This window comes from Pantoea sp. Sc1, from assembly GCF_000255315.1.
Lineage (GTDB): Bacteria > Pseudomonadota > Gammaproteobacteria > Enterobacterales > Enterobacteriaceae > Pantoea > Pantoea anthophila.
Genome location: NZ_AJFP01000001.1, coordinates 2,228,815 through 2,252,784, shown reverse-complemented (window position 1 = coordinate 2,252,784; position 23,970 = coordinate 2,228,815). Strand labels below are relative to the sequence as shown.

At 58.2% G+C, this 23,970-nt stretch carries 22 protein-coding genes and 1 pseudogene; 9 read left to right on the top strand and 14 right to left on the bottom strand.

Translation table 11 applies throughout. The features are described 5' to 3' along the window. Positions 1 to 39 precede the first annotated feature (39 nt). The 4 genes from S7A_RS10385 (at position 40) to pdxY (ending at position 3,368) form a co-directional block, all read left to right on the top strand. Positions 40 to 354 carry an MliC family protein gene (locus tag S7A_RS10385; RefSeq protein ID WP_009090369.1) on the top strand — a complete coding sequence of 105 codons (315 nt, stop codon included), beginning with the start codon at positions 40 to 42 and terminating at the stop codon, positions 352 to 354. A 25-nt stretch (positions 355 to 379) separates the two neighbouring features. Then, positions 380 to 1,036: a pyridoxamine 5'-phosphate oxidase gene (gene pdxH / locus S7A_RS10380; protein ID WP_009090367.1), complete on the top strand. Its 657-nt coding sequence runs from the start codon at positions 380 to 382 to the stop codon at positions 1,034 to 1,036. 140 nt (positions 1,037 to 1,176) lie between these two features. Beyond that, a complete protein-coding gene (tyrS, locus tag S7A_RS10375) occupies positions 1,177 to 2,451 on the top strand; it encodes a tyrosine--tRNA ligase (protein WP_009090365.1) in 1,275 nt (424 codons plus the stop codon). 56 nt (positions 2,452 to 2,507) lie between these two features. Then, positions 2,508 to 3,368, top strand: a complete 861-nt coding sequence (gene pdxY / locus S7A_RS10370) for a pyridoxal kinase PdxY (protein ID WP_009090363.1) — start codon at positions 2,508 to 2,510, stop codon at positions 3,366 to 3,368. Positions 3,369 to 3,400: 32 nt separating this feature from the next. Here the strand turns inward: pdxY and gstA are convergent, their stop codons facing one another. Together gstA and dtpA are read right to left on the bottom strand one after the other, a co-directional pair. Beyond that, positions 3,401 to 4,006, bottom strand: coding sequence for a glutathione transferase GstA (gene gstA / locus S7A_RS10365; RefSeq protein ID WP_009090361.1), 606 nt, complete (start codon positions 4,004 to 4,006; stop codon positions 3,401 to 3,403). Positions 4,007 to 4,153: 147 nt separating this feature from the next. Then, complete coding sequence (dtpA, locus tag S7A_RS10360) at positions 4,154 to 5,650, bottom strand: dipeptide/tripeptide permease DtpA (RefSeq protein ID WP_009090360.1); 1,497 nt, start codon at positions 5,648 to 5,650, stop codon at positions 4,154 to 4,156. 578 nt (positions 5,651 to 6,228) lie between these two features. Between dtpA and S7A_RS10355 the strand changes: the two genes are divergently transcribed. Continuing rightward, the gene (locus S7A_RS10355; protein ID WP_009090359.1) at positions 6,229 to 6,924 is read left to right on the top strand and encodes a CTP synthase; all 696 of its coding nucleotides are present in this window, start codon (positions 6,229 to 6,231) and stop codon (positions 6,922 to 6,924) included. A gap of 55 nt (positions 6,925 to 6,979) precedes the next feature. On the opposite strand, the gene S7A_RS10350 is transcribed toward S7A_RS10355, so the two are convergent. From S7A_RS10350 to ydgT, 10 genes are all read right to left on the bottom strand, one after another. Beyond that, positions 6,980 to 7,711, bottom strand: coding sequence for an HPP family protein (locus S7A_RS10350; protein WP_009090358.1), 732 nt, complete (start codon positions 7,709 to 7,711; stop codon positions 6,980 to 6,982). 161 nt (positions 7,712 to 7,872) lie between these two features. Continuing rightward, a complete protein-coding gene (gene nth, locus S7A_RS10345; RefSeq protein ID WP_009090357.1) occupies positions 7,873 to 8,505 on the bottom strand; it encodes an endonuclease III in 633 nt (210 codons plus the stop codon). Further along, positions 8,502 to 9,206 carry an electron transport complex subunit E gene (locus tag S7A_RS10340; protein WP_009090356.1) on the bottom strand — a complete coding sequence of 235 codons (705 nt, stop codon included), beginning with the start codon at positions 9,204 to 9,206 and terminating at the stop codon, positions 8,502 to 8,504. The genes nth and S7A_RS10340 overlap by 4 nt, the downstream gene beginning before the upstream one ends. Then, positions 9,199 to 9,831, bottom strand: a complete 633-nt coding sequence (gene rsxG, locus S7A_RS10335; protein ID WP_009090348.1) for an electron transport complex subunit RsxG — start codon at positions 9,829 to 9,831, stop codon at positions 9,199 to 9,201. The genes S7A_RS10340 and rsxG overlap by 8 nt, the downstream gene beginning before the upstream one ends. A gap of 3 nt (positions 9,832 to 9,834) precedes the next feature. Beyond that, positions 9,835 to 10,893: an electron transport complex subunit RsxD gene (rsxD, locus tag S7A_RS10330; RefSeq protein WP_009090347.1), complete on the bottom strand. Its 1,059-nt coding sequence runs from the start codon at positions 10,891 to 10,893 to the stop codon at positions 9,835 to 9,837. Next, complete coding sequence (rsxC, locus tag S7A_RS10325; RefSeq protein WP_009090346.1) at positions 10,894 to 13,392, bottom strand: electron transport complex subunit RsxC; 2,499 nt, start codon at positions 13,390 to 13,392, stop codon at positions 10,894 to 10,896. Next, a complete protein-coding gene (gene rsxB, locus S7A_RS10320; RefSeq protein ID WP_009090345.1) occupies positions 13,385 to 13,963 on the bottom strand; it encodes an electron transport complex subunit RsxB in 579 nt (192 codons plus the stop codon). Before rsxB ends, rsxC begins: the two co-directional genes overlap by 8 nt. After that, positions 13,963 to 14,544 (bottom strand): electron transport complex subunit RsxA, encoded by a 582-nt coding sequence (rsxA, locus tag S7A_RS10315; RefSeq protein ID WP_009090341.1) that lies wholly within the window; start codon positions 14,542 to 14,544, stop codon positions 13,963 to 13,965. The genes rsxB and rsxA overlap by 1 nt, the downstream gene beginning before the upstream one ends. Before the next feature lie 124 nt (positions 14,545 to 14,668). Further along, positions 14,669 to 15,112, bottom strand: coding sequence for a DUF2569 domain-containing protein (locus S7A_RS10310; protein WP_009090340.1), 444 nt, complete (start codon positions 15,110 to 15,112; stop codon positions 14,669 to 14,671). 109 nt (positions 15,113 to 15,221) lie between these two features. Continuing rightward, positions 15,222 to 15,437 carry a transcription modulator YdgT gene (gene ydgT / locus S7A_RS10305; RefSeq protein WP_009090339.1) on the bottom strand — a complete coding sequence of 72 codons (216 nt, stop codon included), beginning with the start codon at positions 15,435 to 15,437 and terminating at the stop codon, positions 15,222 to 15,224. Between the two features lie 685 nt (positions 15,438 to 16,122). Between ydgT and ytfQ the strand changes: the two genes are divergently transcribed. From ytfQ to yjfF, 4 genes are all read left to right on the top strand, one after another. Next, positions 16,123 to 17,079 (top strand): galactofuranose ABC transporter, galactofuranose-binding protein YtfQ, encoded by a 957-nt coding sequence (gene ytfQ, locus S7A_RS10300; RefSeq protein ID WP_009090338.1) that lies wholly within the window; start codon positions 16,123 to 16,125, stop codon positions 17,077 to 17,079. 63 nt (positions 17,080 to 17,142) lie between these two features. Beyond that, positions 17,143 to 18,663 (top strand): sugar ABC transporter ATP-binding protein, encoded by a 1,521-nt coding sequence (locus tag S7A_RS10295; protein WP_009090337.1) that lies wholly within the window; start codon positions 17,143 to 17,145, stop codon positions 18,661 to 18,663. Then, positions 18,656 to 19,672, top strand: a complete 1,017-nt coding sequence (ytfT, locus tag S7A_RS10290; protein WP_009090336.1) for a galactofuranose ABC transporter, ATP-binding protein YtfT — start codon at positions 18,656 to 18,658, stop codon at positions 19,670 to 19,672. Before S7A_RS10295 ends, ytfT begins: the two co-directional genes overlap by 8 nt. After that, complete coding sequence (gene yjfF, locus S7A_RS10285; protein ID WP_009090334.1) at positions 19,669 to 20,655, top strand: galactofuranose ABC transporter, permease protein YjfF; 987 nt, start codon at positions 19,669 to 19,671, stop codon at positions 20,653 to 20,655. The genes ytfT and yjfF overlap by 4 nt, the downstream gene beginning before the upstream one ends. A 30-nt stretch (positions 20,656 to 20,685) precedes the next feature. On the opposite strand, the pseudogene S7A_RS10280 reads toward yjfF, so the two are convergent. Beyond that, positions 20,686 to 20,973 (bottom strand): annotated as a pseudogene (locus S7A_RS10280) (GNAT family N-acetyltransferase); the annotation flags it as partial. Positions 20,974 to 22,332: 1,359 nt separating this feature from the next. Further along, complete coding sequence (gene araA, locus S7A_RS10275; protein ID WP_009090330.1) at positions 22,333 to 23,832, bottom strand: L-arabinose isomerase; 1,500 nt, start codon at positions 23,830 to 23,832, stop codon at positions 22,333 to 22,335. Positions 23,833 to 23,970 lie beyond the last annotated feature (138 nt).

The window sequence follows — 23,970 nt, the reverse complement described above, 5'->3', positions numbered from 1 at the left end:
TCTTATAATGCCAGCTTCACTTGTGAAGGGGACCCGCTTATGTCGAAAGGATTAATCGTTGCCGCTGTGCTGCTGCTGTCGGGTTGCAGCCTGTTGCATAAACAGCCGCCAGCGCCGCAGACGCTGCACTATCGCTGTGGGACGCTGCCGCTGACCGTGACGCTGGATGAGGGTCAGCAGCAGGTCAGTTTCATTATGGACGGCCAGCCGCTGACGCTGAAGCAGACCGTATCGGCATCCGGTGCCCGTTACAGCGATGGTACTTATGTTTTCTGGTCTAAAGGCAACGGCGCATTTATTGAACGGAACGATAAAATTGTCGTGAACGATTGTGAGCTGCAACCTGCCAGCTGACTCTTTATCTGAAAAGGCGAGCATTATGAGCGACAGCGAAACGCTACACACCATTGCCCATCTGCGGCGTGAATATACCCGTGGCGGATTACGCCGGAAGGATCTGCCGGACGATCCCGTCGTCCTGTTTGAACAGTGGCTGAGCCAGGCCTGCGAGGCAAAACTGCCCGATCCGACGGCCATGACGGTCGCAACCGTCGATGAACAGGGCCAGCCGTGGCAGCGTATCGTGCTGCTGAAGCACTTCGATGCGCAGGGCATGGTGTTCTATACCAACCTCGGCAGCCGCAAGGCGTTACAGCTGGCAAACAATCCGCGCATCTGCCTGCACTTCCCGTGGCACTACCTGGAGCGTCAGGTGATGGTACTGGGCGAAGTGGAAAAACTCTCGCCGCTGGAGGTGCTGAAATATTTCCACAGCCGTCCGCGTGACAGTCAGATCGGGGCCTGGGTGTCGAAGCAGTCGAGCCGTATTTCGGCGCGCGGCATTCTGGAAGGGAAGTTCCTTGAGCTTAAGCAGAAGTTCCAGCAGGGTGACGTGCCGCTGCCCAGTTTCTGGGGTGGCTATCGGGTGAAATTTCATACGCTGGAGTTCTGGCAGGGGGGCGAACATCGCCTGCACGATCGCTTCATCTACCAGCGCGATCACGATGGCTGGAAAATCGACCGTCTGGCACCCTGAATCTGCACGATTCCCCCCTATCAGCGCTGGCACAGAGAGCGTCAGCGCTTTATGCTATAGCCCTGATTTTTTTCGATTCCGCATCCCGGCGGAAAGCTGTGTACCAGCCTAGGTGCAGTCTGATCAATTTGGAGTCAGTAATGACCAGCAGTAACCTGATACAACAATTGCAGGAGAGGGGCCTTATCGCCCAGGTGACGGATGAAGAGGCGCTGACAGAGAAACTGGCGCAGGGGCCAATTTCGCTCTATTGCGGCTTTGACCCCACAGCCGACAGCTTGCATTTGGGCCATCTGGTACCGCTGCTCTGCCTGAAGCGTTTTCAGGATGCCGGCCACAAGCCGGTGGCACTGGTCGGTGGCGCAACCGGCCTGATTGGCGACCCGAGCTTCAAAGCCGCAGAGCGTAAACTTAATACCAGCGAAACCGTCGGTGAATGGGTTGAAAAGATCCGCCAGCAGGTGGCTCCCTTCCTCGACTTCGATTGCGGCAGCAACAGCGCAATCGCCGCCAATAACTACGACTGGTTTGGCAGCATGAACGTGCTGACCTTCCTGCGTGATATCGGCAAGCACTTCTCCGTCAATCAGATGATCAACAAAGAAGCGGTGAAGCAGCGTCTGAACCGTGACGATCAGGGCATCTCCTTTACCGAGTTCTCTTACAATCTGCTGCAGGGCTATGACTTTGCCTGCCTGAATGAGCGCCACGGCGTCTCGCTGCAGATTGGCGGATCGGATCAGTGGGGTAACATCACCTCCGGTATCGACCTGACCCGTCGTCTGCATCAGAACCAGGTGTTTGGCCTGACCGTGCCGCTGATCACCAAATCTGACGGCACCAAGTTCGGTAAAACCGAAGGCGGCGCAGTCTGGCTGGATGCGAAGAAGACCAGTCCGTACAAGTTCTATCAGTTCTGGATCAACACCGCGGACGCAGATGTCTATCGCTTCCTGAAGTTCTTCACCTTCATGAGCATTGAAGAGATCAACGCGCTGGAAGAAGAGGACAAAAACAGCGGTACCGCGCCACGTGCGCAGTATGTGCTGGCTGAGCAGGTCACGCGTCTGGTGCATGGCGAAGCGGGTCTGTCGGCGGCGAAACGCATCACGGCCAGCCTCTTCTCCGGCGCCGTGAGCGATATGACCGAAGCGGATTTCGAGCAGCTGGCGCAGGATGGCATGCCAACCATCACCCTGAGCGCTGAAGACGATCTGCAGCAGGCGCTGGTGAAAGCGGAACTGGTGCCGTCACGCGGTCAGGCTCGCACCATGATTGGCTCCAACGCCGTCTCTCTGAACGGTGAAAAGCAGTCTGACGCGGAATACCGCTTCAGCGACAGTGACAAACTGTTTAACCGCTTCACGCTGCTGCGTCGCGGTAAGAAACATTACTGCCTGATTAACTGGCAGTAAGATTTCAGGGCCGGTCTCCGGCCCTTTTTTATGGCAAGGCAGGACAGGGCAAACAAGTGAAAAATATTTTAGCGATTCAGTCGCACGTTGTTTTTGGTCACGCCGGGAATGCGGCGGCTGAGTTTCCGATGCGCCGCCTGGGTGCAAACGTCTGGCCGCTGAATACCGTGCAGTTTTCCAACCATACGCAATATGGCCACTGGACCGGCACGGTGATGCCAGCAACGCACTTAACCGACATCGTGAAAGGCATTGCGGACATCGACCGTCTGAAGACCTGTGACGCGGTGCTGAGCGGCTATCTCGGCTCGGCGGAGCAGGGCGAGCAGATTCTGGAGATTGTCCGTCAGGTCAAAGCGGCCAACCCGAACGCCTGGTACTTCTGCGATCCGGTGATGGGCCATCCGGAGAAAGGCTGTATCGTCGCCCCGGGCGTGGCAGAGTTTCACTGCAAAATGGCGATGCCTGCCAGCGACATCATCGCGCCGAACCTGCTGGAGCTGGAGATGCTGAGCGAACGCACCGTCACCGATGTAGACGCGGCGGTGGACGCAGCACGGGCGCTGATCGCTCAGGGGCCGCGCGTGGTGCTGGTGAAACATCTGGCGCGTGCGGGACGTCGCAGCGATCGCTTTGAGATGCTGCTGGTGACGGCAGAGGATGCCTGGCACATCAGCCGTCCGCTGGTGGACTTTGGCGTCCGTCAGCCGGTCGGGGTGGGGGATCTGACCAGCGGACTGCTGCTGGTTAATCTGCTGCACGGTAAATCGCTGCAGGATGCGCTGGAGCACGTCACCGCTGCGGTTTATGAGGTGATGCTGAAAACCCATCAGATGGGTGAGTATGAGTTGCAGCTGGTGGCAGCACAGGATGCCATCGCCCATCCTACCCAGCACTTTGCTGCTGAAAAGCTGTAACGCATCAGGGCCGGTTATCCGGCCCTGTTCACTCAGGCTAATCCTTCGGCCCTGAGTGCCGCCTGCACCGCAGGCCGCTCTGCAACCCGCTCAAACCACGCCTTCAGCGCCGTATACTCAGACAGATCCAGCCCCAGCGCGTTTGCCCAGCGCGTCACCACGAAGAGATACGCATCGGCCACGCTGAAGTGCAGCCCCATCAGCCACTGTCTGTCACGCAGTGATTCATCGACAAAACGAAATTTTGCTTCCAGCTGACTGCGGGTCTGCGCTTTTACCTCGTCAGAGTAACCCGGCCGGAACAGCGGCCCGAAACTTTTATGCAGCTCGCTGCCAACGTAGCTGAGCCACGCAACGGTCTGGTAGCGCGTCAGGCTGCCAACCGGTGCCAGCAGGTGGCGATCGGGTTTGAGATCCGCCAGGTACTGCACAATGGCGACGCCTTCCGTCAGCACGGTGCCATCGCTGAGCTGCAGGGCGGGTACCTGACCTTTGGGATTGATCTGGCGAAAGTCGTCGCCGCGTTCGGTGAGCTTTGTAGCCAGATCAACGCTGACCTGGGTGAAGTCGAGCCCGCATTCGCGCATGACAATGTGAGGTGAGAGCGAACAGGCACCCGCTTTGCAAAACAGTTTCATAACCCGGTCTCCTTGTGGCAATGGGGTTACTGCATAGTAAATGCTCAGAGCAGAATTACCAGTGACAGGGATCAGGGAATAATCAGGGGGAGACGTCAGCCATAAAAAAGCCGGGCAGAGCCCGGCTGAGAGATGACAGGGTGGCTGTCAGGCCTGCACATCCCGGGCTTTTGCTTCAGAGTCCTGCGTCATGCGGTTCAGCAGCGGCGCAGTAATCAGCATCAGCACGGCGATCACTGCCGTAGTGATACCAATCTCCTGGAACACACGGCTGTAGGTTGCCAGTGAAATCAGCGGATCGGTCACGTTTTCAGGCACAGCCATCAGGTTAGCGACTTTACCGGCAATCACCGCCGCACCGGCGGTGGTCAGGAACCAGGAGCCCATGATAAAGCCCATCAGACGCTGAGGCACCAGCTGCGCGACCATCGCCAGGCCGAGACCGGAGATCATCAGCTCACCGATACTCTGCAGCGCATAGCTCAGGATCAGCCAGTTCACAGAAACGATACCGGCATCGCTGGCAAACTTCGCGCCCAGCGGCAGCACCAGGAACGCGGCGGAGCAGAGCACCATGCCAAAGGCAAATTTGTGCGGCATCGGCAGCTTATCGCCCAGTTTGTTGTAGAGCGACGCCAGCAGCGGGCTGGCCAGCATGATCCAGAACGGGTTCAGCGCCTGGAACTGCTCCGGAGCAAAGGTAATGCCGAAGATAGTGTGCTCAACGTTACGGATAGCGAAGAAGTTCAGAGAGGTCGGCATCTGCATGTAGAGCACGAAGAACAGAATCGCTTCAACCATCAGCAGGAAGGCCACGATCATCTTACGACGCGCCGCGCCCTGCAGCGCAAAGGCTTCTTTGGCAAACACCAGCACGATGCCCAGTGCAATCACCGCCAGCACCACGCGTGCAATCGCCTGGTGATGCAGCATCCAGTTTGCCAGTGCGACCAGCACCACGACGCCCACGAGGGTCATCAGCAGTTTACCGACCTGCAGCGGCGCAAAGTCCGGTTTAGAACCGTAATCTTTGACCATGCGTTTGCAGAACAGGAAGTTGAACAGGGTGATGACCAGACCGATGACGCAGAGGGAGAAGGCGACGCTGTAGCCATATTTTGCGGCTAACCACGGTGTCAGCATCATCGAGAACAGCGAACCGATGTTAATCGACATGTAGAACATGGTGAACGCACCGTCGAGACGCGGGTCATCTTTCTCGTAGCAGGTCGAAAGCAGCGAAGAGGGGTTCGCTTTGAACAGGCCGCTACCCACGGCAATGGTGGCCATACCGAGATAGACGATACTGACGTTGTGGCCGGAGAAGGCGACCAGCGCATAACCCAGCGCCAGAACCAGCACACCCAGTACGATGACGCGTTTGGTACCCAGCACCTTATCACCGAGCCAGCCGCCGATGGCGACCAGACCATAAACCAGCGCACTGAATGAAGAGAACAGGGTAATAGAGTCTGATTCAGACAATCCCAGCTGCTTCACCAGGTAAACCGCCATAATGGCCTGCAGGCCATAGAAGCCAAAACGTTCCCATAACTCAATCGAAAAGATTAAGTAGAACGCCTTTGGCTGTTTAAACGCATTGAGGCTGACAGCCTCATCAGTGTGTTTGTTTGCAGTTGACACTTGTACCTCAGTTTTGTCACATCCTGTTTCGGGACAGGAATTAAGTCTGCGTCATGTGAGTGTTCCATGCGCAAAATTGTTATCAGAAGGGAGGAGCGGCGACTAATTTGGCTGATTACGGGCAGCAGGGCAAGAGTTTTCTGACACCCCGTGTAACCTGATAATGTCAGGTTAAAAATCTTACAATAAACGATGAGGCAGATTTTAATATTGATCTCAAATATCACTTCAGTATAAAAATGCCAAATGAGGGCGGCTTACTGGATGAAATTAATATTAACTGCTAATGGCGCCTTATGCAGATTAAACGTTTGCCGGATGATAATTCAGCAGCACTAACCGGCAGAAGATGGCTATTCCCCAGGCGATCTGCCGAAAATTAAAACGTTAAGCCTGCCGCATTGATGAAAAAGCGTCCGGGTGACGATCCGGAACACAAAACGGCGATTTATTTCAGAAAGTAAAACAAGAAATCGATTGCGCGGGGCTGGCGGGTACGAAAACCCGTGTTGCTGAGCACGCTCGACAGAATATTCACATTCCTGTAGCCTCTCAATTTCCCCTTACAGGAACTCGCTATGTCCTCCTCCCTGCGTTTATCACTGGTCGGTGATTACCGCGCCAGTGCGGTTGCCCATCAGGCTATTCCCCTTGCGATTGAACGTGCCGCCCGTCGGCTGAACATCACTGCGGAAGCAGAATGGATCCCCACTGAACAGCTTAGCGAGGCGCATCTGGCGCAGAGCGATGCTATCTGGGTCGTGCCGGGCAGTCCTTATCATAATGACGCGGGTGTCTTCGACACCATTCGCCGGGCGCGGGAAAGCGGCAAACCTTTCCTCGGTTCCTGCGGCGGATTTCAGTATGCGGTCATCGAATACGCGCGCAATGTGCTGGATTGGCAGGATGCGCGTCACGCCGAAACGGAAACGGGCGGGCGACAGGTGATTACGCCACTGAGTTGTTCGCTGGTGGAGAAGCGCGGCACAGTAAGATTTGAAGCGAACTCCCGTATCGCCCTGGCCTATGGGGCGCTCAGCAGCGATGAAGGCTACCACTGCAACTTTGGCGTCAACCCGGCATTCAGTACCGCACTGGGCGAGAACACGCTGCGCATTACCGCCTGGGACGAGGCGGGTGAGGTGCGCGGCGTAGAGCTGCCCGACCATCCCTTCTTTGTCGCGACGCTGTTTCAGTCAGAGCGCGCCGCCCTGCAGGAGAAAGACGCTCCGCTGGTGGTCGCGTGGATGCAGGCCGCGCTGGCGCAGCGCTGACAGGCTTTATCAGGTGACACCGTCACGGATAGCCGGGCGGGCGCGATGATAACCGTCAGCGATTCAGCTGGCGGCGCTGCGCGATCTGTTCAGCGCGCAGCAGCAGGGCCTGCAGATCCTCTTCATCAATATCCAGCAGTTCACCGCCCTGCATCGCCTGATGCAGATCGGCGCGGGTCAGCGGCACCGGCATCGCCACCGGCTCAGGTTTACTCTCTGCGGGAGCCAGCGGATGCGGATAGCGGCGACCGGCCAGATTATTAAACAGCAGCGCCAGCAGCGCGAGCGTCAGGGAGTTGAGCAGAACCGGCGTCAGAACAAACTGATAGCCCAGCTGCTGCACCGCAGGTCCGCCCAGAATGGCGGTCAGCGCCACCGCGCCGCCGGGCGGATGCAGGCAGCGCAGCTGAAACATCAGCAGGATCGCCACACAGGCTGCCACGCCGCAGGCGATTGCCGGATCGGGGATCAGCAGGCTGACGGTCACGCCCGCTAGCGCTGACAGGCTGTTGCCGCCGACGATGGCCCACGGCTGCGCCAGTGGACTGGCGGGCACACCAAACAGTAACACGGCCGAGGCGCCGACCGGCGCGACAAACCAGAGGTTCAGCTCACCCAGCATCCAGTGGCTCAGCAGGCTGGTCAGCATCAATCCGCAGCCGGCGCCCAGCGCGGCGAACAGGATATGCTTTTGCGTGACCGCCAGCGGGTGCGGCCAGAGTCGCGCCAGGAACTGGCGCAGAGGATGCCTCGCAGCAGGAGGCCGTTCATTCGTTGCTTTACTCACCGGGTCATAACATTTTCTTATCGTCAGGGGCGGCGATTTTCCATCATCAACAGCGAGGTAACAACCCGACAAACTGTGACGTTATTCAGAACGGCAGGGAGGGCGGTGGCTGAGAGAGAAGCAGAGGGCAATCAGGCCATAAAAAAACCCGCCGCAGCGGGTCAGTCCGTTTTTTCCGGATACTCGCAGAGATCCTCAATCAGGCAGGAGCCACAGCGCGGTTTGCGCGCCACGCAGGTGTAGCGGCCGTGCAGAATCAGCCAGTGATGACAATCGACCTTATACGCCGCCGGAACCACTTTCAGCAGCTTCTGTTCGACCTCCTCCACGTTTTTACCGGGAGCAAACCGGGTGCGGTTGCTGACGCGAAAGATATGGGTGTCGACAGCGATGGTTGGCCAGCCAAAGGCGGTGTTGAGGACCACGTTGGCGGTTTTGCGGCCGACGCCTGGCAGCGCTTCCAGCGCCGCGCGATCTTCCGGCACCTCGCCGTTGTGCTGTTCCAGCAGAATGCGGCAGGTCTTGATGACGTTTTCCGCTTTGCTGTTAAACAGGCCGATGGTTTTGATATAGGACTTCACGCCATCCACTCCCAGCGCCAGCATGGCGGCAGGGGTGTTGGCCACCGGATAGAGTTTCGCGGTGGCTTTATTGACGCTGACATCGGTCGCCTGCGCGGAAAGCAGGACCGCAATCAGCAGTTCAAACGGCGAGCTGAAGTGAAGCTCGGTGGTCGGATGCGGATTATGTTCCTGCAGACGCCGCAGGATCTCGGTGCGTTTCGTCTGATTCACACGGCTTTCCCGGCTGCGCCCTGCGGTGCGGCGCTGGCCGCGGCTTCAGCACGCAGTGCCGCGCGCTGCTTCATCTTCTGATCGATCAGGTATTTGCCCGCCAGCATCATGCCGAGGCCAATAAACGCGCCAGGCGGCAGCATGGCCAGCAGCATCGGCGAATCAAAATGGACCACTTCAATGCGCAGCGATTTTGCCCACGGCCCCAGCAGCTGATCGGCGCCGTTGAACAGGGTGCCGCTGCCGATAATTTCGCGCAGCGAGCCCAGCACCACCATGGCGCAGGTCGCGCCCATGCCGATGGCGAAACCATCGAGCGCCGCCAGCGGAATGCTGCTTTTAGAGGCCACGGCTTCGGCACGGCCCACCACGATGCAGTTGGTCACGATCAGCGGGATAAAGATCCCCAGAGACTGATAGAGTCCATAGGCATAGGCGTTAATCAGCATCTGCACGCAACTCACCACCGAAGCGATGATCATCACGTAGATCGGGATGCGGATTTCCGAAGGGACCCAGCGGCGCGAGGCCGAAATAAAACTGTTGGTCAGGGTCAGCACCAGCGTGGTCGCCAGCCCCAGACCGAGCGCATTGGTGGCCGTTGCGGTGACCGCCAGCAGCGGACAGAGGCCCAGCAGCTGCACCAGCGCCGAGTTGTTCTTCCACAATCCGCCAACCAGCAGACTTTTAGCTTCACTCATTTGCGTCTCCACATTGCGGTAACGAAGAAAGTTTCTCCGGCAGCGTTTTCATTAACAGCGCGGTGCGTTTGGTGGCATTGACCACCGCGCGCGGGGTAATGGTGGCGCCGGTAAACTGATCGAACTCGCCGCCATCTTTTTTCACAGCAAAGGCCTTATCGCCGGGTCCCTGAACCACTTTGCCGTTAAAGCTGTTGATCCAGTCAGAAATCCGCAGTTCGATCTTGTCGCCCAGGCCGGGCGTTTCATGATGTTCAATCACCCGCACGCCCAGTACTTTACCCTGGAAATCGGCACCGACCAGCATCTGTATGGCACCAGAATAGCCGTCAGGCGCAGTGGTCTCCAGTGCGGCAGCCACCGGCCGAGCGCCTTTGCGCGCCAGATAGAGGTGATGGGGCGCGCTGTTACCCAGTGCCGGATCGGTGACAACGTAACAATCCTGCTGAATGTTATTGTCATAAAGCGTGGTCGGAACCACCTGATCCAGCAGGTTTTTCTGCTGTAACTGCGTCTGATGTTCGACCGTGGGTTTAGTCACGGTGTTCACCACGGCGGTCGCCGCAGTGGTGATCGCGGCAAACATCGCCAGCGTTACCCCATTTTTACGAATCGTCTCCAGCATCGCTTAATCCTTCTGATGGCCGTAAACGCGCGGCTGGGTGTAGTAGTCGATAAGCGGCACGCAGATATTCGCCAGCAACACGGCAAAGGCGACGCCATCGGGATAGCCGCCGAAGCTGCGGATCAGCCAGACCAGCAGGCCAATCAGCGCACCATAAATCAGGCGGCCCCGGTTAGTGGTTGAGGCTGTTACCGGATCGGTCGCAATAAAGAACGCGCCCAGCATGGTGGCACCGGAGAACAGGTGGATCAGCGGGCTGTTGAGCGAGTCCGGTGAAAAGAACCAGCCCAGCGTGGCGCAGACGGCCAGCGACAGCAGCATCGCCGCAGGAATATGCCAGCGGATGGCATTTTTCCACAGCAGGAACAGGCCGCCCGCCAGATAGCCGACGTTGACCCACTGCCAGCCGAGACCCGCCAGCACGCCGCTGTAAATCGGCTGGGCCAGCAGGTGTTCAGCGCTGTGACCCGCGCGTAAGCCGGTTTTGAAGGTATCCAGCGGGGTCGCCTGGCTGATGCCATCCACACCCATCTGCAGCTGCTGCATGGTATCGCCCGCCAGGGTATGTCCGCGGAAAACCATGCTCAGGCTGTCGAGCAGGCTGGGTTTGATCGCCTGAAGGGTATCGGGCGGCAGCCAGCTGGTCATCTGCACCGGGAAGGAGATCAGCAGCACCACATAGCCAACCATTGCCGGATTAAAGGGGTTCTGACCCAGCCCGCCATACAGCTGTTTCGCAATGACCACGGCAAAAAGCGTACCGACGACCACCAGCCACCAGGGCGCCAGCGGCGGCAGGCTGATGCCGATCAGCACGGCGGTCAGCAGCGCTGAGTTATCTGCCAGCGTGCTGGCAACCGGCGCTTTGCGCAGCCGCAGAATCGCCGCTTCGGTCAGCCAGGCGGTGAGCGTCGCCAGTAAAACCTGTAACAGGGTGCCGTAGCCAAAGAAATAACACTGTGCGGCAAAACCGGGCAGCGCAGCCAGCACCACCAGCATCATGATATTGCCGGTGCTGCGGCGATTATGGGTGTAGGGAGAACTTGCGATACGAAAAGCCATTTAATCCTCAAGCGTCGTAGACGACTGCGCTTTACGCGCTTTGGCACGGGCGATGGCGGCAGCAATAGCGGCTTTGCGCGCATCATCGGGTTGATTCAGTTCAGGTGCCTGTTCAGGTTCGGCATTCGCATTGTTTGCCTGCTCCTGAGCCTGCTCCGCTTTCTCCACCGCAAAATGCGCGGCGGTCGCCAGCGCGGCGGCGTCGCGTGACGCGGCGTCCGCCTCCTGTTCCGCCTGTGAGGGCTCAGGGGCGCTGTCGGTGGCGGGCGTAGCGGGTTCAGCGTGCTGCGCCTGTGCGGCTTTCTTCGCTTTAGCCCGGGCAATGGCGGCCTGCACGGCGGCTTTACGCGGATCGGTTTCAGCCGGTGCGTCTGCGGCGCTGTCAGTGACAGCCTGCGTGGACGCTTCCGCATTGTCCGCCTGCGCGGCTTTCTTCGCTTTGGCGCGGGCGATGGCGGCCTGCACGGCGGCCTTACGCGGATCGGTTTCAGCCGGTGCGTCTGCGGCGCTGTCAGTGACAGCCTGCGTGGACGCTTCCGCATTCTCGGCCTGCGCGGCTTTCTTCGCTTTGGCCCGGGCGATGGCAGCCTGCACGGCGGCCTTACGCGGATCGGTTTCTGCCGGTGCGTCTGCGGCGCTGTCGGTGACAGCCTGCGTGGACGCTTCAGTATTGTCCGCCTGCGCGGCTTTCTTCGCTTTGGCGCGGGCAATGGCGGCCTGCACGGCGGCCTTGCGCGGGTCGGTTTCAGCCGGTGCGTCTGCGGCGCTGTCGGTGACAGCCTGCGTGGACGCTTCCGCATTGTCCGCCTGCGCGGCTTTCTTCGCTTTGGCGCGGGCAATCGCCGCTTCCACCGCCGCTTTACGCGGATCGGTGGTCTGACGCGTGACCGGCTGGGTTTCAGCCTGCGCCTCGGCCTGACGCAGACGCGCCTGCGCGTGGCGGGCTTCACGCTGCGCCTCAAGCGTCGCTTCATCCGGCTGGGCAGCCGGACGCGCGTTCACCCGCGCTTTTGCGGCGGCCAGTTCACCGTTATCCGTACGAGCCACCCGCTGCTTCGCCTCTTCGTGCCGTGCTTCGCGGGCCTGCTTTTCACGCTCCAGTCGCGCCTGACGCGCTTCAAAGCGCGCTTTCGCTTCCAGCGTGCGTTTGGCTTCCAGATCGATGGCGCGCAGTTCCGCTTTTTCCTGCCGGTAATATTGCACCAGCGGGATGTTACTCGGGCAGACATAGGCGCAGGCACCGCACTCAATGCAGTCATCGATATGGTGAGCGCGCGCTTTATCGTGATCGCCGCCCTGGCTGAACCAGTAGAGCTGCTGTGGCAGCAGCTTCGCCGGACAGGCATCGGCGCAGGCTGAACAGCGAATGCAGGACTGCTCTTCGTCGTTGTTGCCCATCTCACTGGCTGAAGGCGCCAGAATACAGTTAGTAATTTTCACCACCGGCACATCCAGCGACGGCAGGGTAAAGCCCATCAGCGGACCGCCCATGATCACCATCTGGCGCGGCGCAGGGGTGAATCCCACCTGATGCAGCAGATGACTGATAGGGGTACCCAGACGGCTCCAGACGTTACGCGGCTGAGCAATTGCTTCACCGGTCAGGGTGACCACGCGTTCGGTAATCGGTTCGCCGTTGATAATGGCGCGCTTCACCGCCCAGGCGGTGCCAACGTTCTGCATCAGCACGCCGATATCGGTTGAGCGCCCGCCGTGTGGCACTTCCTTGCCGGTCAGGATGCGGGTCAGCTGCTTGGCACCGCCCGAGGGGTATTTGGTCGGGATCACCCGGATTTGCAGATCACGCTCACTGCCCAGCGCCTGCTTCAGGGCGGCAATCGCTTCGGGTTTGTTATCTTCGATGCCGATCAGCACCCGCTCAGCCTGTAGCACCCAGCCGAGAATGCGGCTGCCTTCCAGCACCTCGGCGGCATAATCCTGCATCAGGCGATCGTCCGCGGTGATGTAAGGCTCGCACTCTGCCGCATTGATAATCAGGGTTTTTACCCCGCGCAGGCCGCCTTTCAGTTTCGTGGCGGTCGGGAAGCCCGCGCCACCCAGGCCCGCCACACCTGCATCGTGAATGCGCTGCACAATATCGGCGCGCGGATGCTGGCGATAGTCAGGCAGGGGATCGAGCGGCACCCAGCGATCTTCGCCATCGGGCGTCATAAAGATGCAGAGTTCGGACAGACCGGAAGGATGCGCGGTCATGTGCTGGCCAATCGCATCAATCACCCCGGAGGTGGGCGCATGAACCGGCAGCATACGGCCGGTTCCAAACGTCAGCGGCTGACCGCGCAGCACCTTATCGCCAGGCGCCACGCAGATCTCGCCTTCATGGCCGATATGCTGTTTTAACGGAATAACGAAACGGTCCGGCAGGGGCAGTTCGCTCAGCGGTGTGCCGTTGGACTGGGTTTTCATTTCGGGCGGATGAATGCCGCCCTGAAAATCCCAGACCTTCTCTTTTTTCAGGAAGTTAAACAGATTAAGCATGAGTTTCTACCGGGATCACCCGTACAGGAATGGTATTCAAATCCCACTTCCAGTTAGCTGGCGTGGTGGCAACCGGACGCATTTCGATGCAGTCAGTCGGGCAGGGGGCGACACAGAGATCGCAGCCGGTGCAGACATCGCTCAGCACGGTGTGCATGGCGCGGGTGGCCCCGACAATCGCATCCACCGGACAGGCCTGAATACATTTGGTGCAGCCAATACAGTTGGCTTCATCAATAAAGGCCACGGTGCGCACCGGCTCTTTCGCCGTTTCGTCGCCATCGATGGGCTGCGGTTCAACGTTAAGCAGGGCCGCCAGCTTGAGCATGGTCTGCTCACCGCCCGGCGCGCACTTGTTGATCGCTTCACCGTTATTACCGACCGCATCGGCATAGGGACGGCAGCCAGGATAGCCGCACTGGCCGCACTGGCTCTGCGGCAGAACGGCATCAATCTGCTCAACAATGGGATCTTCTTCCACCTCAAAGCGGCGCGAGGCGTAACCCAGCAGGCCGCCGAACACCAGGCTCAGCGCACTCAGTACAGCAATAGCAATCCAGATCGCGGTCATCAGAATTTCACCAGCCCGCTGAAGCCCATAAAGGCCAGTGCCATCAGGCCCGCGGTAATCAGGGCGATGGAGTTACCTTTAAACGGGGCGGGAACATTGGCCAGCACCAGCCGCTCACGCATACCGGCGAACAGCACCATGACCAGCGAGAAGCCGATAGAGGCGCTGAAGCCATAGAGCGCGGCCTGCATAAAGGTGTGGTTGAGGTTGACGCTCAGCAAAGGCACGCCCAGCACCGCACAGTTGGTGGTGATCAGCGGCAGAAAGATCCCCAGCAGACGATAGAGCGACGGGCTGGTTTTACGCACCACCATCTCGGTGAACTGCACAACGACGGCGATCACCAGGATATAGGCCATGGTACGCAGATAGACCAGATCCAGCGGCAGCAGGATCAGATGGTTGACCAGCCAGGCGCAGATCGAGGCCAGCGTGATCACGAAAGTCGTGGCGAGGCCCATGCCAATCGCCGTTTCCAGTTTTTTGGAAACGCCCATAAAAGGACAGAGGCCGAGAAACTTCACTAAAACGAAGTTATTCACCAGCACGGTGCCAACAAAGAGAAGCAGATAATCGATCATTTTTTTCGCCTGGGAGCCAGAAAGCGGCTTATTATCATTGATAGCGCGGCGTATCTCAACACCCGCGCCATCGGCAGAGCGGCAGACCGCACTCAGAATTAAATTCCTGACATAACTCACAGCGTTACGGCGCAATGAAGGTCGCTTTCACCCGTTTTGAACGTTTGAAATAGGGCGCGAAAACCGCAGCGGCCAGCAGCGACAACAGCAGCGTCTGCAGCGCACGGCTGTCGGCAACCGGCGTGAACGCAAAAGTTTTCAGCGCTAACAGCACCGTAATCAGCAGCCAGAGCAGGTAGTGACGCGGCAGGCGATGCGATCGCTTGAAGAACAGCCAGCTGATCCAGAGGCTGTAGGCCCAGACCGCGACGGCCGTAAGCAGGGAAATGGCCCAGTAGGAGAAGAGTGTGCTGCCGTGCGAAAAGAGCGCCACACGCCATTCAGCATTGAACAGCGGGGTGAGATACATCGCCAGCACCAGAACGGTGGTTAACAGAGTCATTATCAGCCAGGCCAGCGGCAGCAAAAGCCAGCCGCCAATACGTGGCGCAGCAACCTGTTCATTCATCGGGAGTTATTCCTGTCTCGGAGAGTCGAAACGCAGCAGGATAACATGTCCGGAAGGGCTCGCCCATCCGGACAGGTCAGGGGGTAAAAGAGCGGTTAACAGCAGAAAGTCAGACCACGTAACGCCACACTGTTTTCGGAACACAGCCGAGATCGTACAGGCGTCCGCCGGAGACCAGCTCAGCACGCCGGTGGTCGGCAGCCCGATACATGTTGATAAGCTCGATATCATTCGTCAGTGAGTAGTTGAGGTGGTCGAAAAGCTTTTCCAGACTGTCTGAATTATTTACTTTGCGGAATTTAAGCAGGTAATCGTGCGCAGTCATCATTGCCATAACAGATAGAAGTAACAAAGGAGTGCTCAGTATAGGGGGCGGGCCTTGCCTGTCCAGATCGGGCAGGTAAGAAAAGGTGAAAATCAGACTAACGCACCGTAAACGTAATGAAAATTCGTAGTTTTATTTTTTTACCACTGTCCACAGCCATTATCCCGTCTCTGGCTGCGCGTGAATGTTTCATCCTCAACGGCAGAACCGGCAAAAAACCGCTTTGCCTGCCACGATAAAAGCCGGTTTTTGCGCTCCCGGCGCGAATCGCCCGTCAGTGGCTTTTTTTCGCGGTTTTTACTGCAGCGTTATCCTGAACCTCTTCGCTGTCGTCAGAGAAACGTTTCGCTCCCGGACGGTGTCAGCAGGCGATTGTGCGGGCAGTCACAAAACCTGTTTTTTGTTGCGGCTCAGCGTCATAACCCGTTTTGTACGCCTGGCTGTAATCGTTTCCAGCACCATTACACATAAGCGATTCTGTTTATTACAATTATTTAACCGCAAAGTTTTTATTTCTCAGCAGTTCTCTCCATAACGCCACGGCCAGCAACCCCCTCTCGTTACACGTAACTCCTTTAAATTGCTCTGTTTTGTGAGGCGCGTCGCCATTATGCACCCTTTTTTAGTCCAGGCTAAGCGTGCTCTCTACCCTAAACAGCAAACGCCCTTCAGAGGAATGAAAACTATGTGGAAACGTTTACTTCTGACCACGCTGGTCAGCGCCGCATTAACCGGCCCGGTGCTCGCGGCAGACATGACGGTCGGCTTCTCGCAGGTCGGTTCAGAATCTGGCTGGCGCTCGGCGGAAACCAATGTGGCGAAAAGCGAAGCGAAAAAACGCGGCATCACCCTGAAAATCGCCGACGGACAGCAGAAGCAGGAGAATCAGATCAAGGCCGTACGTTCATTCATCGCGCAGGGCGTGGATGCCATCTTCATCGCGCCAGTGGTGCAGACGGGCTGGGAACCGGTGCTGGAAGAAGCCAAAGACGCCAAAATTCCGGTCTATCTGCTGGACCGGGCCATCGTTGTGAAAGACAAGTCGCTTTATCAGGCGGTGGTTACGGCGGATAACGTGCTGGAGGGCAAGCTGATCGGTGACTGGCTGGTGAAAACCGTCGGCGACAAGCAGTGTAACGTGGTGGAACTGCAGGGCACCGTCGGGGCCAGCGTCGCGATCGATCGCAAGAAAGGCTTTGCTGAAGCGATCAGCAACCATCCAAACATTAAAGTGATCCGTTCTCAGTCCGGTGACTTTACCCGCAGTAAAGGTAAAGAGGTGATGGAGAGCTTCATCAAGGCGGAAAACAACGGCAAGAATATCTGCATGGTCTATGCGCACAACGATGATATGGCGATCGGTGCCATTCAGGCCATTAAAGAGGCGGGTCTGAAACCGGGCAAAGATATCCTGACCGGCTCGATTGACGGGGTGCCGGATATCTACAAAGCGATGCTGGCGGGTGAGGCAAATGCCAACGTGGAGCTGACGCCGGACATGGCTGGCCCGGCGTTTGATGCGCTGGAGAAATTCAAAAAAGATGGCACGCTGCCGCCAAAAGTGATCAAGACCGAGTCGAAACTGTTCCTGCCTGCTGACGCTGAGAAGGAGCTGGAGAGGAAAAAAGGCATGGGCTACTGATCCGCAGACCAGCCGCAGACCGCCCTGTGGGGCGGTTTTTTATGACCAGGCGGAGTGAGCAGAATGACCACGCAAAATGAAGCACCGCTGCTGTCCATCAGCGGCGTCAGCAAAGGGTTTCCCGGCGTCAAAGCACTGAACAACGTCTCCTTTGATATCCGCAAAGGGGAGATCATGGCGCTGCTGGGTGAGAACGGTGCCGGTAAATCGACCCTGATCAAAGTGCTGACCGGCGTCTACAGCCGGGATGCCGGCACCATCGTCCTGAATGGCGAGGCGATTACGCCGCACAACACCGCGCAGGCGCAGGAGATGGGCATTGGCACCGTCTATCAGGAAGTGAATATGCTGCCGAACATGTCGGTGGCGGATAATCTCTATATTGGCCGCGAACCCCGGCGTTTCGGTATGATCGATCGCCGCCGGATGGTGCGTGATGCCGATGCGCTGATGCGCAATTACGGTTTTTCGCTCGATGTCACCCGTCCGCTGGGCCACTATTCGGTGGCGATGCAGCAGATTATCGCGATCTGTCGGGCGGTCGATCTCTCGGCGCAGGTGCTGATCCTGGATGAGCCAACGGCCAGCCTGGACGCCAGCGAGGTGGAGATGCTTTTTACCCTGATGGCGCAGCTGAAAGCCCGCGGGATGAGCCTGATTTTTGTTACCCACTTTCTGGACCAGGTGTACCGCATTACCGATCGGATTACCGTGCTGCGCAACGGGCAGTTTATTGCCACCCGCGACACCGCCACGCTGCCGCAGATTGAGCTGATCAAGCTGATGCTGGGACGCGAACTGCTGGAGACGGCGCTGCAACGGCAGGGCAGTACGCTGCGCAGCAATCAGCCGGTCGTCTCGTTTGAAGATTACGGCAGAAAAGGCACCATTGAACCCTTTAACCTGGCGGTCCGCCCTGGCGAAGTGGTCGGGCTGGCGGGGCTGTTAGGATCCGGACGCACCGAAACCGCTGAAGTGCTGTTTGGCATCCGGCGCGCCGATCGCGGCACGGCGAAAATCAAAGGTAAAGTGCAGCGCATTACCAATCCGGCCAGAGCCTCACAGCTGGGAATGGGTTTTTGCCCGGAGGATAGGAAGACCGACGGGATTATTGGCGCGGCCTCGGTTCGCGAAAACATCATCCTGGCGTTGCAGGCGCAGCGTGGCTGGCTACGGCCGATTAAAAAGCGCGAGCAGCAGGCGATTGCCGACCGTTTCATTAAAAGTCTGGGCATCCGCACACCGCACGCGGAGCAGCCGGTAGAGCTGTTATCGGGCGGCAACCAGCAGAAGGTGCTGCTGTCGCGCTGGCTGGTGACAAAACCGCAGTTTTTGATCCTCGACGAGCCGACGCGCGGCATTGATGTGGGCGCGCACGCCGAGATTATCCGTTTAATCGAATCCCTGTGCGCCGACGGTCTGGCGCTGCTGGTGATCTCCTCTGAACTCGAAGAGCTGGTGGGCTATGCCGATCGGGTGTTGATCATGCGCGATCTGAAGCAGGTGGCTGAAATCCCCCTGGAGCAGCTTTCGGTCGCGTCGATTGTCAATGCCATCGCTGACGGAGGAGTAAAACATGCTTGAGTCTCCTATGACTTCTGAAAAAACGCCGCGTCGCAAACTGAAGCTGCCGCAGGGGATGCCGCAGATTGCGGCGCTGCTGCTGGTGCTGTTGATTGACAGTCTGGTGGCGAATAACTTTTTTGCCGTGCATCTGCAGGAGGGGCGTCTGTTCGGCAGCCCGATCGATATCCTGAACCGCGCGGCGCCCGTCGCCTTGCTGGCGATTGGTATGACGCTGGTGATCGCAACCGGCGGCATCGATCTCTCCGTGGGTGCGGTGATGGCGATAGCCGGCGCAACCGCCGCGACGCTGACCGTAGCCGGTCACGGGGTGCCGTTTATCATCCTTGCCACGCTGGGAACCGGACTGGCCTGCGGCGTGTGGAACGGGGTGCTGGTGGCGCTGCTGCGCATTCAGCCGTTTGTCGCCACGCTGATCCTGATGGTGGCCGGACGGGGTATCGCCCAGCTGATTACCCAGGGGCAGATTGTGACCTTCGACAGCGACAGTCTGGGCTGGTTTGGTAACGGCGCGCTGTGGATGTTGCCGGTGCCGGTCTGGATTACGCTGGTGGTGGCGCTGGCGGTATGGCTGCTGACGCGCAAGACCGCGCTGGGTCTGTTCATCGAAGCGGTTGGGATCAACCTGCGCGCGGCCCGCAATGCCGGGGTGACAGGCTGGCTGGTGGTGATGTCGACCTACGCGATCAGCGGTGTCTGTGCCGCCGTGGCGGGGCTGATTGTGGCGGCGGATATTCGCGGAGCGGATGCGAACAACGCCGGTTTATGGCTGGAGCTGGATGCGATTCTGGCCGTGGTGATCGGCGGAGCCTCGCTGATGGGCGGTCGCTTTAATCTGGTGCTGTCGCTGATTGGGGCGCTGATCATTCAGTCGATGAATACCGGGATTCTGCTCTCCGGTTTCCCGCCTGAGCTGAACCAGGTGGTGAAAGCGGTGGTGGTGATGTGCGTGCTGTTGCTGCAGTCACCGCGATTTATTGCGATGTTGAAACGGAGACGGCCGACATGATCAAACGTCATCTTCCGCTGATGATCACCTTGCTGGTGTTTGTGGCGGGTTACCTGTTTTGCCTGACGCAGTTTCCGGGCTTTGCCTCAACCCGGGTGATTTGCAACATTCTGACCGACAATGCGTTTCTGGGCATTATCGCGGTGGGAATGACCTTCGTGATTTTATCGGGGGGTATCGATCTGTCGGTCGGCGCAGTGATCGCCTTTACCGGCGTCTTTCTGGCGCGCGCAATTGGCGATTTTCATGTCAATCCGCTGCTGGCGTTTGCGCTGATTCTGGCGCTGGGGGCGCTGTTTGGTGCCATGATGGGCTGGCTGATCGATGCGCTGAAGATCCCGGCTTTTATTATTACGTTAGCAGGGATGTTTTTCCTGCGCGGATGCAGCTATCTGGTGTCCGAGAATTCGATTCCCATCGATCATCCGTTTTATACGACGCTGTCGGGTCTGGCGTGGAAAATACCGGGCGGCGGGCGGCTGAGTCTGCTGGCGGTGATTATGCTGCTGGTGGTGGTAGGCGGGATTATTCTGGCGCACCGCACCCGCTTTGGTAATCGGGTTTACGCCATCGGCGGCAATCTGACATCGGCGCAGCTGATGGGGGTGTCGACGCGCGCCACCACCATTAAGATCTATATGCTTTCCACCACGCTGGCCACGCTGGCCGGGATTGTGTTTTCGATCTATACCTCAGCAGGCTATGCGCTGGCCGGGCTGGGGGTAGAGCTGGATGCGATCGCGTCGGTAGTGATTGGCGGCACGCTGTTGTCAGGCGGTGTCGGCACGGTGTTAGGCACGCTGTTTGGTGTGTTGATTCAGGGGCTGATTCAGACATGGATAAATTTCGACGGCACGCTGAGTTCCTGGTGGACCAAAATCGCCATCGGGATTCTGCTGTTTGCCTTTATCGCCCTGCAGCGGTTACTGACAGTGATCTGGGATCGTCAGCAGAACGCGCCGGTTAAGCGATTGAGTTCCTGATATGAGAGGGCGGCTCACAGGAGCCGCCCGTTACTGCGCAAGGTTCAGCACCATCACGGTCACCTCTTCTCCGGCTATGTGCCGCTGCTCCACCGCCTGCCATCCTGAACGCTGATAGTACGCCTGCTGATCGGGAGTATAGAGCCAGAGTTCAGCGATCTGCTGTTGTCTGGCACGTGCAATCGCCCGCTGAATCAGCGCCTTTGCCACGCCCTGGCCGCGGAATTTTTTGTCTGTCACGACCTCACCCAGCCAGTATTCCCTTGCCGCAATGTCATCCAGTTCATAACGAATAACGCTGCAGAATGCGGCCCTGGTATTTAGCTTTTAAAGACAAGCTCAAATACCACATAAAGGAGGGAATGATGGGCAGTGGAGTAAAGCGTCCGCCGCATGGATGCGGCGGCCGAGCCTACAGGGAGGTATTTACGGCGACTTTACGGAGCGCCCATTATTTCCGACTGAAAAGCACGGGATTGTGCGTTTGTTGCACAAAAAAGGTGTCGCTGTTGGTAACAGGTGAAAGGTCAGGAAAGGTATGCCTGATCGCAAAGGGTTCCCGCATCCATGCGGATCGGCCGCGCCATCCCTGGCGCGGACGCTTTGCTCTTCAGGCATACCATTCCTTCCCGGTCGGGCTTAATCATTGCTGTAATAAAATCGATCGGAATGTGAGGCAGGAGGAACGGGTCGGAGGCGGATCTGACTCGGTGTTTTATTCACAGTTGTTGATGCACTGAGTGCCTGAACATTCGCTCAGGCGCTACAAAAAGGGGGGGGGCGGGCAGTGAAGTAAAGCGTCCGCCGCATGGATGCGGCGGCCGAGCCTACAGGGAGGTATTTACGGCGACTTTACGGAACGCCCGTCATTCCCGACTGAAAAGCACGGGCTTGTGTGCTAATTGCACAAAAAAGGCGTCGCTGTTGGTAGCAGGTGAAAGGTCAGGAAAGGTATGCCTGATCGCAAAGGGTTCCCGCATCCATGCGAATCGGCCGCGCTATCCCTGGCGCGGACGCTTTGCTCTTCAGGCATACCATTCCTTCCCGGTTAGGCTCTCTCATTGCTGAGATAAATCCGTGCGAAATTGCGTTGAGTGAGGGAGTGGAGAGTAATGGAGTAAAGCATCCAACACATGAGTTTGCTTACTCACCAGATGCTGTTAGTTGTGAATTATTCGCTTAGATGTCACAAAAAGGAGGGGATGGCGGGTAGTGGAGTAAAGCGTCCGCCGCATGGATGCGGCGGCCGAGCCTACAGGGATGTATTTACGGCGACTTTACGGAACGCCCGCCATTCCCGACTGAATAGCACGGGCTTGTGTGCTAATTGCACGAAAAGGCGTCGCTGTTGATGGCAGGTGAAAGGTAAGGAAAGGTATGCCTGATCGCAAAGGGTTCCCGCATCCATGCGGATCGGCCGCGCCATCCCTGGCGCGGACGCTTTGCTCTTCAGGCATACCATTCCTTCCCGATTAGGCTTAATCATTGCTGTACGAAATCCGTGAGGGCATCGCGGGCAGTGAAATAAAGCGTCCGCCGAGCCTACAGGGAGGTATTTACGGCGACTTTACGGAACGCCCGTCATTCCCGACTGAATAGCACTGGTTTTTGACATACGACGGCTTCCGGGCCCTGCATCTCTCTTTTGGAGAGATGCAAAGCGCCACGAATCACTCATTAACGTTTTAACCGGTAGTACGCCTCGTTCCAGCGTAGCGCGTCTTTAAACGCAGGCAGGCGGGTGTGCTCATCAATCACCAGCACCTCGATATCGTTCATCTCGCCGTACAGATACATGTCGTCGAGCGTCAGCGCCTGGCTGAAGACCGTATGGTGTGCGCCACCCCCGAGAATCCACGCTTCGGATGCGGTCGCCAGTGACGGCTGCGCTTTCCAGAGTGCACGGGCAACCGGCAATTTCGGCAGCGGTTTCGGCTGTTCAATCGCATCGACCACATTCACCAGCAGACGGAAACGGTCGCCCATATCGATCACGCTGGCATTAATCGCACGACCGGCCGGGGTGGAGAAGATCATCCTCGCCGGGTCAGCTTTATTACCAATGCCCAGGAACTGCACATCGATCAGCGGCTTCTCTTCAATGGCGATCGACGGGCAGACCTCCAGCATGTGCGAGCCGAGCACCAGGTCGTTGCCGGGTGAGAAGTGATAGGTGTAATCCTCCATAAATGAGGTGCCACCTTTGCGATCGCCAGCCAGCACCTTGAAAATACGCAGCAGCGCAGCGGTCTTCCAGTCGCCTTCACCCGCAAAACCATACCCCTGACCCATCAAACGCTGCACCGCCAGACCCGGTAACTGGGTCATGCCATGCAGGGTCTGGAAGTTGGTGGTAAAGGCGTGGCAGCCTTCCGCTTCAAGGAACTGCTTCAGACCCAGCTCGATACGAGCCGCATCCAGCACGTTCTGCCGCTTTTCACCACCGGCGGCGGCGACATCGGAAAAGCGGTAGAGGCTTTCGTACTCGTCGATCAGCGCATTCACATCGCCATCGCTGACGCCATTGATCACCTCAACCAGATCGCCCACGCCCCAGCCATTCACCGAATAGCCGAACTGAATCTGTGCGGCGACCTTATCGCCTTCGGTCACGGCCACTTCACGCATGTTGTCGCCAAAACGCGCCACTTTTAGCTGCTGACTGGCCTGCTTCGCCAGGGCTGCACGCATCCAGTTGCCCAGACGCTGCTGGCTGGCGCTATCCTGCCAGTGTCCGGTCACCACGCTGTGCTGCAGACCCATGCGGGCACCGATAAAACCGAACTCACGACCGCCGTGCGCCGTCTGGTTCAGGTTCATAAAATCCATGTCCATGCTGTCCCACGGGATCTCCGCATTGAACTGGGTGTGAAATTGCAGCAGAGGCTTATTCAGCACGCTCAGGCCGCCAATCCACATTTTGGCCGGAGAGAACGTGTGCAGCCAGGTAATGATGCCGGCGCACTGCTGGTCATAGTTAGCGTCGCGACACAGGGACAGCGCTTCATCCGGTGATTTCACCAGCGGTTTAAGCTCAAGGCGCAGCGGTAACCCGGACTGATTCAGGCCCTCGACGACCTGACGCGCATGCTGTTCAACCTGGCGTAACGTTTCCGGCCCGTAGAGGTGCTGCGTGCCGATGACAAACCACACGCTGTAGCTGTTTGACTGTTCCATAAAACCACTCCTTTACTTTGCGCCTACCTAATAGGCTAATTTATTTGTCAGTCTGAACCCGGGCAGTGCTCACACAGCTGCTTTAGCAACCTGAACGCCCTGAAGTGCGGGCGAGCACAGCGAGTAATCCTCACGTAC

Bases quoted from the DNA above. Each gene is read 5' to 3' on its own strand.
- rsxG (WP_009090348.1), bottom strand. From the start codon at position 9,831: ATGCTGGAGACGATTCGTAAAAATGGGGTAACGCTGGCGATGTTTGCC.
- tyrS (WP_009090365.1), top strand. From the start codon at position 1,177: ATGACCAGCAGTAACCTGATACAACAATTGCAGGAGAGGGGCCTTATC.
- ytfQ (WP_009090338.1), top strand. From the start codon at position 16,123: ATGTGGAAACGTTTACTTCTGACCACGCTGGTCAGCGCCGCATTAACC.
- rsxA (WP_009090341.1), bottom strand. From the start codon at position 14,544: ATGATCGATTATCTGCTTCTCTTTGTTGGCACCGTGCTGGTGAATAAC.
- S7A_RS10310 (WP_009090340.1), bottom strand. From the start codon at position 15,112: ATGAATGAACAGGTTGCTGCGCCACGTATTGGCGGCTGGCTTTTGCTG.
- gstA (WP_009090361.1), bottom strand. From the start codon at position 4,006: ATGAAACTGTTTTGCAAAGCGGGTGCCTGTTCGCTCTCACCTCACATT.
- yjfF (WP_009090334.1), top strand. From the start codon at position 19,669: ATGATCAAACGTCATCTTCCGCTGATGATCACCTTGCTGGTGTTTGTG.
- S7A_RS10295 (WP_009090337.1), top strand. From the start codon at position 17,143: ATGACCACGCAAAATGAAGCACCGCTGCTGTCCATCAGCGGCGTCAGC.
- rsxB (WP_009090345.1), bottom strand. From the start codon at position 13,963: ATGACCGCGATCTGGATTGCTATTGCTGTACTGAGTGCGCTGAGCCTG.
- S7A_RS10385 (WP_009090369.1), top strand. From the start codon at position 40: ATGTCGAAAGGATTAATCGTTGCCGCTGTGCTGCTGCTGTCGGGTTGC.
- S7A_RS10340 (WP_009090356.1), bottom strand. From the start codon at position 9,206: ATGAGTGAAGCTAAAAGTCTGCTGGTTGGCGGATTGTGGAAGAACAAC.
- pdxH (WP_009090367.1), top strand. From the start codon at position 380: ATGAGCGACAGCGAAACGCTACACACCATTGCCCATCTGCGGCGTGAA.
- rsxD (WP_009090347.1), bottom strand. From the start codon at position 10,893: ATGGCTTTTCGTATCGCAAGTTCTCCCTACACCCATAATCGCCGCAGC.
- ytfT (WP_009090336.1), top strand. From the start codon at position 18,656: ATGCTTGAGTCTCCTATGACTTCTGAAAAAACGCCGCGTCGCAAACTG.
- rsxC (WP_009090346.1), bottom strand. From the start codon at position 13,392: ATGCTTAATCTGTTTAACTTCCTGAAAAAAGAGAAGGTCTGGGATTTT.
- araA (WP_009090330.1), bottom strand. From the start codon at position 23,832: ATGGAACAGTCAAACAGCTACAGCGTGTGGTTTGTCATCGGCACGCAG.
- ydgT (WP_009090339.1), bottom strand. From the start codon at position 15,437: ATGACTGCGCACGATTACCTGCTTAAATTCCGCAAAGTAAATAATTCA.
- S7A_RS10355 (WP_009090359.1), top strand. From the start codon at position 6,229: ATGTCCTCCTCCCTGCGTTTATCACTGGTCGGTGATTACCGCGCCAGT.